Here is a 10,768-nt window from a genome sequence, read left to right on the forward strand (position 1 = left end):
TAACTTTCTATGGCACACGTTGAGTACTTAGACGGCCCCGGACTACACCGCTGGGCCAAACGGGCCGTATCCGAACTGGTCGCCCGTCGCTCAGAGATCAACAAACTCAACGTTTTCCCAGTCCCCGACGCCGACACCGGCTCGAACATGGCACACACGATGGAGACAGCACTCGCCGAAGTGGAAAAACTCGATGCCACATCGCGTGCCGACGTCTCCGCCGTCGCCTCCGCGCTTGCCGTCGGATCAGTCAAAGGCGCACGCGGCAACTCCGGCGTTGTGCTCAGCCAAGTCCTACGCGGCTTAGCACAATCCGTAAGCCACGGACTTATCGACGGCACCTGCGTCATCCAAGCACTCGACACCGCCAACACATTCGTCCGCAAAGCCATCACCGAGCCAGTCGAAGGAACCGTCATCACCGTACTGCGCGCCGCCGCCGTCGCAGCCCAACAAACGGCCAGCTCCCGGCTTAGCGATGTCGTAACCCAAGCAACCGCCGCCGCCCAAACCGCACTGGCCAAAACCCCCTCCCAATTACCCGCACTACGCGAAGCTGGCGTGGTCGACGCAGGCGGAAAAGGACTGGTGGTTCTACTGGAATCACTACGCGCGGAACTAACCACCAGCAGCGCCACCCCCTCCGACCCCACAACCACAACCGACGACCCCGCCACACAACCACACAACACACCACAACCGCCAGCACACGAACCACCACCCTCACCATCACCCACACCACCCCGCACACCCCAACCGGATAATTCCCACCACATAGGCAGCATCTTCATGCTGGGGCAGCTCACCAACGCACGGATAGTCGGCGCAGTCGGACACCAGACGCGCACCACACCCCGCCACCGCGAATTCGGGCAACCCGGCGAACTCGCACTACTTCTTGCCAATAACCTCAGCAGCACGCCACCTTTTATCACCGGCGCAGCAAACCCGGGACCAACAGAAATACCCCCCGCGACCACGCAACCTCAAGCACGTCACAACACCGAGGAAAAACACCCACCACAACCCGCCCAATCACCCGACCACGACAACAACACCGACCAGGTTTCCGACACCCAAACACCTGAACAAGCAGAAAAGCACAAAGACCAACACACACACCAACACGCATATCAACAGGTTGACGCTGAAGACCAGACATTACAATGCGCCGAAACCGAAGAACAACCACGCACAAACAGCTATGACCACCCCAGCCAAACCGCCGATTATCGCGCCGGGCAGTACATGGAAGTGATGTTTTTCATTGAGGATGCCGATCTCGATGAAATCCGGCGGGTGTTCAAAGATTCCGGCGATAGCTTGATTATCGCCCCCATCACTGAATCCTCCGGCACGGTGCATATCCACACCACCAGTGCGGCGGCGATCGTTGAACTAGCGTACCGGATGGGCACAGTATCCAACTTGCACTTTGAGGTATTACCGACACCTGAACAGCAGTCCGCATCCAAGTGCGTTAAACGACATGTGATCGCCGTAGCACCTGCCGGTACCCTTGTCGATCTCTACGAAGAAGCAGGTGCTGTGGTGGTGGAGCGAGAAACAGAGACCAGTGATATTGTCACCACCATCGCGGCAGCCGTGTGGGCCGCAGGCAGCGACGAGATAATCCTATTGCCCAATGGATTGCTGACAAAAACCGAGCTCATCAGCGTTGAGAAATCCAGTCATGCCTTTGACACGTCAATCACGATCCTGCGTACTGGCTCCCTGCTCAAAGGGTTGGTTGCTTTGGCAGTTCATGATCCACATCAGCCGTTGGCCGTTGATGCCTATGCCATGGGTGAGACAGTGGCGGATATTCAGACCGCCGTCATAGAAGATGATGGCGGCGAACGGGTGGTGCGCATCGAAAACGAAATCCGCACGGTGACGGATACCCTGACTGCCGCGGCGGTTGCGGCGTCGAAAAGCTTAATCGCTAGCCGCGACCGAAACGGAGCAGCAGCCGAACAAATCACGGTGCTTATCGACGATACTGCGGCGGCGGATTTCCAGGAGTCGAAATTTAGTGCTGACCTGGGTATCGATGTTGTCAGCTACCACGTTCACGGACTGGGCGCGCTTATCGAAATCGGGGTGGAATAAACCATGCTGGGCTGGGACGACGACCGCGCACTTGCAACACTACTTCCCGCCAAGGAAGCCAAAGCAATTGCAAAAACACTGGGGTACACAACAGCGTCTGAATTACTTGCCCACCACCCGCGAACCTACGCCCACCAAGGCCAAGGAGTGGGGGCATTAAACTGCCACGAAGGCGACATTGTTACCTGCGTCGGCGACGTGGCGCGGGTCCAAGCCCGATCCACCCAACGCGGTGAGGTGATAACCGTCGCTATAGCTACCCCAGAAGGCACGCTTAACGCCTCGTTTTTCAACGCAACGTGGGTCAAACGGCTGCTCCAGGTCGGCGTACGGGCTATCTTCACCGGAAAAGTCAAGTTTTTCCGGGGCCAGCCGGGACTGCAACACCCGGAATTTATCGTGCTGCCCGAGCCCGGACACGGCAATCGTACAAAAGGAACCGCAGCACTTCGCAGCCTGCAGGCGTATAGCGAGGACGGCGATGTGACAGAGTTATTAGAAAATCTCGATAGCATCCCGATTTATCCGGCAAAATCATCGATGCCGACCTGGCGCATTCTCGGAGCCATCCATGAAGTGTTGCGTAAAACCGATGTTATTCCAGATCCGCTGGGCAGATTCGCACCGCATGACCTACCGAGTTTCGACGCCACCTTACGGGGAATCCACCAAGACGGCGGCGGAAACGTTGAAATGTACCGCAATCGACTCATCTACGATGAAGCATTGACGCTAGCGTTGGTCATGGAGTTACGCAGGCAGGACGCGGAATCGAAAACCGCTCCCGCACTGATGCCAGTCGACGGCGGTTTGGCCAAGAAACTCATGGCGCATTTGCCGTACAAACTCACCGGCGGCCAGAAACGCGTAATGTGGGAGATTGCCGAAGACTTGTCTCAAACCCACCCCATGCAGCGGCTTCTGCAAGGCGAAGTGGGTTCCGGCAAAACTGTGGTGTCGCTTGTCGCCATGCTGCAAGCGGTGGAAAACGGCGCGCAATGCGCGTTGCTTGCCCCCACCGAAGTGCTGGCGCACCAGCATGGCCGCAGCTTAACCGACTTACTTCAGCACGCGGATATCGACTGCGAGGTTGTCGTGCTCACCGGCTCGCTGCCTGTGGCTAAGAAGAAAGAAGCGCTGCTGAAGATCGTCTCTGGTGACGCCGACATTGTGGTCGGAACGCACGCCCTGATCCAGGACACTGTTGAGTTTTTCAACCTCGGTCTGTGCGTGGTTGACGAACAACACCGTTTTGGCGTGGAACAACGCGATAACCTCCGTGGAAAAGGAAAAGACGGTAAGACACCGCATTTGCTGGTTATGACTGCCACCCCGATACCGCGCACCGTGGCGATGACGTTCTTTGGCGATTTGAATCACTCCATACTGAAGGAGCTTCCTGGCGGGCGTCGGCCGATAAAGAGCTTCGTCGTGCCGGAATACCTGCCGAAATACGTAGCGCGGGTGTTTGAAGTGATCGAAGAAGAAGTAGCCAAAGGGCACCAAGCGTACATCGTTTGTCCCCGCATATCCGACGAGGGCGGGGTGGAAGACCTGTACCAAAACTGGGGATACGGGATTTTCAAAAACCATCGGGTGGGGATGCTGCATGGGCAAATGCACCCAGAGGACAAAGACAAGGTAATGGGGCAATTCGCCAACCACGAGATCGATATTTTATTCGCCACCACCGTCATTGAGGTCGGCATCGATGTGCCCAATGCCACCGTGATGCTGGTACGGGAATCCGAGAACTTCGGGGTGTCCCAGCTGCACCAGTTACGTGGCCGGGTGGGGCGTGGCGGTAACGAATCCATTTGTTTTTTCCACCACGCCAGCGACAAAGACAGTCCCGCCGATCTGCGGCTGCGTCACATGGCGCAAACCACAGATGGTTTTGAAGTGGCCGACATCGACTTGCTCTACCGCCAAGAAGGCGACGTTTTGGGCACAACCCAATCGGGGAACAAACGGAAAGTGAAATACCTCAATTTAGTCCGTGACTTTAAGTGGATTGAACGAGCGAATGCTGACGCGAAAGTTATCGTCGCGCAGGATCCGAGTCTGGCTAAACAGCTCGTCGCCAGCATCGACGACCGCGCGCAGGATTATCTAGATAAGTCATAATCGGGGAGTTTGATAAGGTAGTGCCATGAAAATCTGTGCGCCATTTGCAGGCATCGTTCATTTCAAAGTAGCCGAAGGCGACAAAGTCACCACCGGCCAGGAACTAGCCAGCGTAGAGGCAGTAAAACTAGAAGCGCCAGTGCTTGCCCCCGGCCCCGGAATCGTGTCCAAACTGTGCGTACCGGATTTTGGTGATGTCATTGGTGGGGCAGAATTGCTTATCGTAACGGAAGGCTAACGCGAAACATTATGGGAATGACTCGAATCATCTCCGGCGAAGCACGCGGACGAAAGATCAAAGTGCCGCCTGAGGGCACCCGCCCCACCTCCGACCGGGCGCGGGAAGGCCTATTTTCCTCCCTCCAGGTGCGTTTCGGATTTCAAGACGCCGTTGTTCTCGATTTATTTGCTGGCTCCGGGGCACTTGGATTAGAGGCCGCGTCGCGGGGTGCGGCCGAGGTTGTTTTGGTGGAATCAAACCCAAAGACCTGCGAGGTGATTCGCCACAACTGTTCCGTGGTGGGGCACCCTCATGTGCGGATTGAGGAAATGCGGGCATCGACCTATTTGGCTCAAGCACCGAAAGAACATTTCGACATGGTACTCGCCGACCCGCCCTATGACCTCGCCGATTCCGCGATCATAGAAATGCTTCAGGCGTTAATCCCGGTGCTTGTCGACGGCGCGGCTGTCGTCATCGAACGCCACCGTGATTCGGCGCCCACCGAGTGGCCAGCCGGGTTTGTCCCCACCACCCAAAAACTCAAGAAGCGCACTTTCGGTATTGCCCGAATGGACATGGCGGTCTTTCACCGTGACGAAGTCGACGACACCTCAACCCCCAGCTAAAAAGGAACACTCACCAATGGACACTCCCGTCACGCCCACCCCGCACCGCGCTGTTTGCCCAGGGTCGTTTGATCCGGTAACCATGGGGCACCTGGATATTTTCCGTCGCGCCGCAGCGCAATTCGACGAAGTCGTCGTGCTGGTTACCGGAAATCCCAATAAAACCTCCGGGCTGTTCAGCATTGATGAGCGGTTGGAATTAGTGCGTTCGGCGACCACGGATATTCCGAATCTTCGGGTGGATTGGTGGTCTGGCCTGCTGGTTAATTACACCACCGAACACAATATCGGCGTGATAGTCAAGGGGCTACGCTCCGCATTGGATTACGAATACGAAATCCCGATGGCGCAAATGAATCGCAACCTCACCGGCGTTGATACGGTGTTTTTCATGACCGACCCGAAATACGGGCATGTTTCCTCCACCTTGTGCAAGGAAGTGGTGAAATACGGCGGGGATATTCGGGACATGTTGCCTGCGGAAGTCGAAGAAGCCATCAAAGCGAAATACGCGCCCGATCAAAACTAGTTTTCCGTTTGTAGCCCATTCGTTTTCGTTATTTGGTAAAGGTTTTTCTTTATGGTGCTTTCCGGCCTCGGCCTTGGCGTGGTTGTGTTCTTGGTGGTCTTCATCGGCTCATTCCTGCAACGTGTCTCCGGCATGGGCTTGGGGCTCGTCGCCGGACCAGTGCTGAGCCTGATTCTGGGGCCAGTGGCAGGAATCCTGGTAGTCAACGTCCTAGCGGTCGTTAACGCGGCGATGACCACCTTGACTGTGCGGAAATTCGTGGATTGGCAGAAATTTGGACTTATTAGTTCAGTACTAATCATTGGCGCGATACCGGGCGCGTGGTTGATTCAGCAACTTGGTTCCGGTTGGCTACAAGTGCTTGTAGGCGCGGTGTTACTGGTCGCCCTTGGTTTGGTCAGCTTCGGCTCCCACCTGTTACCGCCGGTAACCGGTCGGCCCCCGGCAATCGTCGCGGGTATTACTGGGGGTTTCATGAACACCTTGGCTGGGGTCGCAGGCCCCGCCATCACCGTGTACGCCCAAGCCGCGAAGTGGGAGCAGCGCAGTTTCGCCGCGACCCTGCAACCAATCTTCATTGTTTCCGGTTTAGTGTCGATTATCGCCAAAGTGGGATTTATTGGTTTCGCACCGATTACCGCCACCAGCCCCGTGGTGTGGATAGGCGGCGTATGCGCGATGGTTGGGGGCATTTTCTTAGGCGTGAAAGCCGATACCAAAATTCCCCGTACGAAAGCCCGCACTCTCGCCGTTGGGCTTGCGATGGCGGGCGGTGCTACCGCACTTATCCGCGGAGTCCTCGCCCTTGGCGCTTAACACATAAATGCTTTTCGACGCCAGCTCACCCTGACTTTAAACAAGAAAAACGATAGCCCAGTGAACCAGTAACAAGGCTGATCGGGTTAAAGAAAATCCGCCGTCCCATTGAAAAGGAAGGCGGATGGTACATTTTCGGGTGAAGAAGACCTACAGCAAGCTGGAAAGAAACGCTTTGGTGCGTTCGTGCTGTGGATTATCAATGACTTCGGCAGGGGTTCCAGACTCGACCACGACACCGCCGTCCATGAAAACCACCTGGTCGCTGACTTCGCGGGCGAAACCCATCTCGTGGGTAACAACAAGCATCGTCATACCATCAGCAGCCAACTGTCGCATGACGCGTAGTACTTCACCTACGAGCTCGGGGTCAAGCGCGGAGGTGGGCTCGTCGAAAAGCATGAGCTTTGGCTCCATGGCCACGGCGCGGGCGATGGCGACCCGCTGTTGCTGCCCACCAGACAGCTGGCTGGGGTAGGCATCGGCTTTGTGCCGTAATCCGACCTGCTCTAACAGTTCAAGCGCCTGTTGTTTCGCCTGTTCCGCGGGAACCCCTTTGACATGAATCGGGGCCTCGATGACGTTTTCAAGAGCGGTGCGGTGCGGGAACAGATTGAAATTCTGGAACACCATGCCGATCCCGGAGCGCTGGCGGGCGGCTTCCTTCTCGGAGATTTCGTATAGAGTACCGTTCTTCTCCTTGTAGCCGATTAATTCACCATCGACATAAAGCCTGCCAGCAGTGATCTTTTCCAAGTGGTTTACACACCGCAAGAAGGTGGATTTACCGGAGCCGGAGGGGCCAATGAGACAAGTGACGGTGCCTTTGGGGACTTGGAGGTTAATCCCTTTGAGCACGTCCAACCCAGAGAAGGACTTGCATACCTGCTGCGCATCGATCATTAATGTTTCGTTTTCAGTCACGGTTATAGCTTCCCTGGTTAGTCGTTGGGGTGGCGGGCTGGTGGTTCCGGAACCACGTTGACGTTGCGCGGCAAGGCGCCTTCGGCATCGGCGAGCGCGGCGAGTTGGCGTTGCGTTAATTCCCGCGTGGCGCCCTTTTCAAAGTGCTTCTCCAAATAATACTGGCCAACCATCAACACCGATGTGATGGCAAGGTACCAGGTCGCGGCCACCAGCAGCATAGGAACGGGCTCGAAAAGGCTATTGGCGATGTCCATGGATCGGCCGAATAGCTCGCCGGAATAGGGGATTGCCACTACCAGAGACGTGGTTTTGAGCAGCGAGATGAATTCATTTCCAGTAGGTGGAATGATAATGCGCATCGCTTGTGGCAAGACGGTGCGCCGAATAGTCATCCACCAGCTCATGCCTAGTGCCTTGGATGCTTCGGTTTGTCCTTCCGGAACTGCCTGAATACCAGCACGCACAATCTCCGCCATGTAGGCGGCTTCGTTTAAACCCAAGCCGATTACCGCGAGGAAAAACGCGTTCTTGAGGATTTCCCGCAGGTCAAGTTCGGTAAAACCCACATCGATCGTTTTGAAAACAACGCCTGCCAAACCCCAGAAAACCAATTGCACGTACACCGGGGTGCCTCGGAAGATCCATAGGTACAACCAGGCCAATCCCCGCAACACCGGGTTGGGCGACATTCGCAACACAGCCAAGGTGCTGCCTAAAATGACGCCGATGAGCATGGCAAGAACCGTGATTGCCAACGTGTGCATCGCGGCCTCAGCAATACGGGTGTCTAGCAGATACCGGCGGTAGGTGGACCAGCCGAAGGCCTCATTCTGGGTGGCTGAGTACACGAACCACAGTGCTAACAAGGCAAGGATGATTGCGGCTACCCAGCGGCCTGGGTGCGGCAACGACTTTGCCTGAATTGGTGTAGGAGTGGTGGTCATATAAGGAATATCCTTTAGAAATAACTAGATATGAAGATTAAACTCGCTTAGCTTGAACCGAAGCTAAGCGAGCAACACAGATGGATCGGTGGTGGCTATTTCACCGGTTCACCGTTAATCAGTGCTTCGGATACGTGCCCGTCGGTAAGACCCCATTGATTCATGATCTTGGCGTAATCGCCAGAATCGATGAGGTGCTGAAGCGCGGCAGCCAGCGCTGGAGCCAACTCAGAACCTTTCTTCACCGGCCAGCCGTAGTGAGCCGCGTCAAAAATATCGCCGCTTAATGCGATCCGGCCGTTGGAACGCTCCACCGCCCAAGCGGTGATCGGGGAGTCCGCCGAAAAAGCGTCAGCCTTACCGAGGATCGCCGCATTGGCTGCCAAGTCTGAAGTTTCAAACGCGATCTTATTGATCGGCTTCTTACCGTCCTTTTCGCATTGCTCGGAACGGCGAGTGACGTCCTCAGTGTCGGAGACGGTGGTGCGCTGAACCGCGACGGTCAAACCGCAGGCGTCGTCTGGATTGACTGGATTATCCGGGGCGGAAGCCCACTGGATACCAGCGTTAAAGTAATTGACAAAGTCATAGTTCTTCCGGCGTTCTTCATTATCGGTGAAACCCGAAGCGCCGAAATCAACCGTGCCGCCAGACACCGCAGGAAGGATCAATGAGAAATCCTGATCCGAGACAACAAGCTCCAGGCCCATAACGGAAGCCACCGCGTTCGCCAGGTCGATATCAAAGCCGATGATGTTTCCACTTGGATCTTTAAACTCTGCTGGGGCAAAGGGGGGATTTGTGCCGATGACGATCTTGCCGTCGGCCGCGATATCAGCCGGAACCATCGCCGCGATCTCATCAACTTTCGCCGGTTTGATCTCCTGCCAACCATCCGGGAGCCCGCCTTCTGCAGCTGGTAATCCGGCGGAATCAGCCGGGTTTACGCCAGCGGAACCGGAGGTAGAGGTGGAGCCGCCTTCGGTATTCGTGACGCAACCAGTAAGCAAAGCGGCGGAAACGCACACTGTGGCGGCGAAAATTCGGGAGGAGGAACGGGACAAGGTACCTAAAGTCATGCGCATAACCGTATCATATTCAGTGGTATTTTGCCCAGGGTGATCGCCGCATCGCTATTGTGATTGCCGCCATGTTTTAGCTGAATGTCGTAGCTAACGGTGGACGGCTGTATGCAGCTTCGGGACGAAACTATCGAAAATGCTTGGATTTGAGGCATTGATAATATGCATGAAGTTAGGCGGGGAGGCAGCCGTATCACACGATGCCTGGGGTGGGGGAGGCGCGGAGGTGGCGTCGAAAAGCAAAGCCTGCATGATCACAATCAGTAACCATGCAGGCGAAAGATAAACTGGCTAGTGCTTTTCGACGATAGTGCCAGTCTTATCGGTAAAACGCTCCAAAACCATGATGCCACCAGCAATAACGCCGCCGAGTGCCATCATTCCAAACAACCAGCCGATATCGTTGCTTGGTGGCAAGATACCAGCGGAACCATCCTGCCACGGCCATAGCGCGCGAAGCGAGCCGAGCATGAAACCGGCCATGGTCATCATCGTGAGCGTGTGGTAGTGGGTGATCAAGAATTTCAGTGTCTTAATAAATAACGCCAAACCTGTCATCGCACCCAGGACGAAAACGCCAATTACCACGAGATTACGTTCCGATACGGCACCGATTACCGGCTGATACAGGCCCATTGACAGCAGGATAAAGGATCCGGAGATGCCAGGTAATACCAATGCGCACACGGCGATAGCCGCAGCGCCGAAAATAACAATGAGTGGCGGGTTGGTTTTTTCCGCAGAGGTAAGGCCGGTGAGGAAGAAGATTGCAACCGCAGCGATGAGAAATACCGCCATGGCGGCGAAGCGGTTCTTGGCGAAATCCTGCTTATCAATCATCTTGATCGGGACGATCAGCGATATAGCCACCATGCCGAGGAACAAGGCGCGGGACGTCTGCGGACTAAATTCCACGAAACGATGCATCACACCACTTAACGCCAGCACGGTACCGATCATGCCAGCGCCGATGGAAATCAAAAATACCCATTCCACCTTCGCTGCTGCCTGTTTGAACTGCGACCGATTGAAAATGGCGGTGCGAGCCGCGTGCAATAACGCATCACCGTTGCGGATCGCGCGTTCATAAATGCCGGTGACCAATGCTACCGTGCCGCCGGAGACACCAGGCACCATTTCTGCCAAGCCAATCAGGCAGCCGACAATAACATTGATAACGTGACTGAGCGGCGAGTTTTTCGCCAATTTTTGCGTGTCTGACATCAAACAAACACCTTAAAGTTGAGGGAGAAGTATTTACGGATAGGTACAGATAAAAGCAAAACTGCCTTTCACCCATACGGTTAGGCAAAAGACAGTTTATATTGTGCCCCAGGTGAGACTCGAACTCACACTGGACGGGTTTTGAATCCGTTGCCTCT

Annotated in this window: 10 protein-coding genes; 6 read left to right on the plus strand and 4 right to left on the minus strand. The window is 55.5% G+C overall.

All coding sequences use genetic code 11. The annotated features are described in order from the left end of the window. Window positions 1-9 precede the first annotated feature (9 nt). From Q4D85_RS11160 to Q4D85_RS11185, 6 genes are read left to right on the plus strand one after another with little or no spacing between them, the layout of a single operon-like run. On the plus strand, window positions 10-2,112 hold the full coding sequence (locus Q4D85_RS11160; protein ID WP_303200448.1) for a DAK2 domain-containing protein: 2,103 nt from the start codon (window positions 10-12) through the stop codon (window positions 2,110-2,112). 3 nt (window positions 2,113-2,115) lie between these two features. Then, entirely contained in the window at window positions 2,116-4,239 is a 2,124-nt protein-coding gene (locus Q4D85_RS11165; RefSeq protein ID WP_303200451.1) for an ATP-dependent DNA helicase RecG, read from the plus strand. Between the two features lie 25 nt (window positions 4,240-4,264). After that, window positions 4,265-4,477, plus strand: a complete 213-nt coding sequence (locus tag Q4D85_RS11170; protein ID WP_303200452.1) for a biotin/lipoyl-containing protein — start codon at window positions 4,265-4,267, stop codon at window positions 4,475-4,477. A 17-nt stretch (window positions 4,478-4,494) separates the two neighbouring features. Next, the gene (rsmD, locus tag Q4D85_RS11175; RefSeq protein ID WP_303200455.1) at window positions 4,495-5,088 is read left to right on the plus strand and encodes a 16S rRNA (guanine(966)-N(2))-methyltransferase RsmD; all 594 of its coding nucleotides are present in this window, start codon (window positions 4,495-4,497) and stop codon (window positions 5,086-5,088) included. A 16-nt stretch (window positions 5,089-5,104) separates the two neighbouring features. Next, a complete protein-coding gene (coaD, locus tag Q4D85_RS11180; RefSeq protein ID WP_303200456.1) occupies window positions 5,105-5,617 on the plus strand; it encodes a pantetheine-phosphate adenylyltransferase in 513 nt (170 codons plus the stop codon). Between the two features lie 51 nt (window positions 5,618-5,668). Next, window positions 5,669-6,433 carry a sulfite exporter TauE/SafE family protein gene (locus tag Q4D85_RS11185; protein WP_303200458.1) on the plus strand — a complete coding sequence of 255 codons (765 nt, stop codon included), beginning with the start codon at window positions 5,669-5,671 and terminating at the stop codon, window positions 6,431-6,433. Window positions 6,434-6,583: 150 nt separating this feature from the next. On the opposite strand, the gene Q4D85_RS11190 is transcribed toward Q4D85_RS11185, so the two are convergent. The 4 genes from Q4D85_RS11190 to Q4D85_RS11205 all read right to left on the minus strand — a co-directional run bounded on the left by Q4D85_RS11190 (window position 6,584) and on the right by Q4D85_RS11205 (window position 10,610). Beyond that, window positions 6,584-7,357: an amino acid ABC transporter ATP-binding protein gene (locus Q4D85_RS11190; protein ID WP_303200460.1), complete on the minus strand. Its 774-nt coding sequence runs from the start codon at window positions 7,355-7,357 to the stop codon at window positions 6,584-6,586. Window positions 7,358-7,374: 17 nt separating this feature from the next. Then, window positions 7,375-8,304, minus strand: a complete 930-nt coding sequence (locus Q4D85_RS11195; RefSeq protein ID WP_303200462.1) for an amino acid ABC transporter permease — start codon at window positions 8,302-8,304, stop codon at window positions 7,375-7,377. A 95-nt stretch (window positions 8,305-8,399) separates the two neighbouring features. Next, window positions 8,400-9,383, minus strand: a complete 984-nt coding sequence (locus tag Q4D85_RS11200) for an ABC transporter substrate-binding protein (RefSeq protein WP_303200465.1) — start codon at window positions 9,381-9,383, stop codon at window positions 8,400-8,402. Window positions 9,384-9,677: 294 nt separating this feature from the next. Then, on the minus strand, window positions 9,678-10,610 hold the full coding sequence (locus tag Q4D85_RS11205; RefSeq protein WP_303200467.1) for a DUF368 domain-containing protein: 933 nt from the start codon (window positions 10,608-10,610) through the stop codon (window positions 9,678-9,680). Window positions 10,611-10,768: the final 158 nt, after the last annotated feature.

This window comes from Corynebacterium sp. (assembly GCF_030532965.1).
Lineage (GTDB): Bacteria > Actinomycetota > Actinomycetes > Mycobacteriales > Mycobacteriaceae > Corynebacterium.

Coding starts and splice junctions, on each gene's coding strand:
- Q4D85_RS11205 (WP_303200467.1), bottom strand. CDS start 10,610: ATGTCAGACACGCAAAAATTGGCGAAAAACTCGCCGCTCAGTCACGTT.
- Q4D85_RS11160 (WP_303200448.1), top strand. CDS start 10: ATGGCACACGTTGAGTACTTAGACGGCCCCGGACTACACCGCTGGGCC.
- Q4D85_RS11195 (WP_303200462.1), bottom strand. CDS start 8,304: ATGACCACCACTCCTACACCAATTCAGGCAAAGTCGTTGCCGCACCCA.
- Q4D85_RS11165 (WP_303200451.1), top strand. CDS start 2,116: ATGCTGGGCTGGGACGACGACCGCGCACTTGCAACACTACTTCCCGCC.
- Q4D85_RS11185 (WP_303200458.1), top strand. CDS start 5,669: ATGGTGCTTTCCGGCCTCGGCCTTGGCGTGGTTGTGTTCTTGGTGGTC.
- Q4D85_RS11200 (WP_303200465.1), bottom strand. CDS start 9,383: ATGACTTTAGGTACCTTGTCCCGTTCCTCCTCCCGAATTTTCGCCGCC.
- Q4D85_RS11170 (WP_303200452.1), top strand. CDS start 4,265: ATGAAAATCTGTGCGCCATTTGCAGGCATCGTTCATTTCAAAGTAGCC.
- coaD (WP_303200456.1), top strand. CDS start 5,105: ATGGACACTCCCGTCACGCCCACCCCGCACCGCGCTGTTTGCCCAGGG.
- rsmD (WP_303200455.1), top strand. CDS start 4,495: ATGACTCGAATCATCTCCGGCGAAGCACGCGGACGAAAGATCAAAGTG.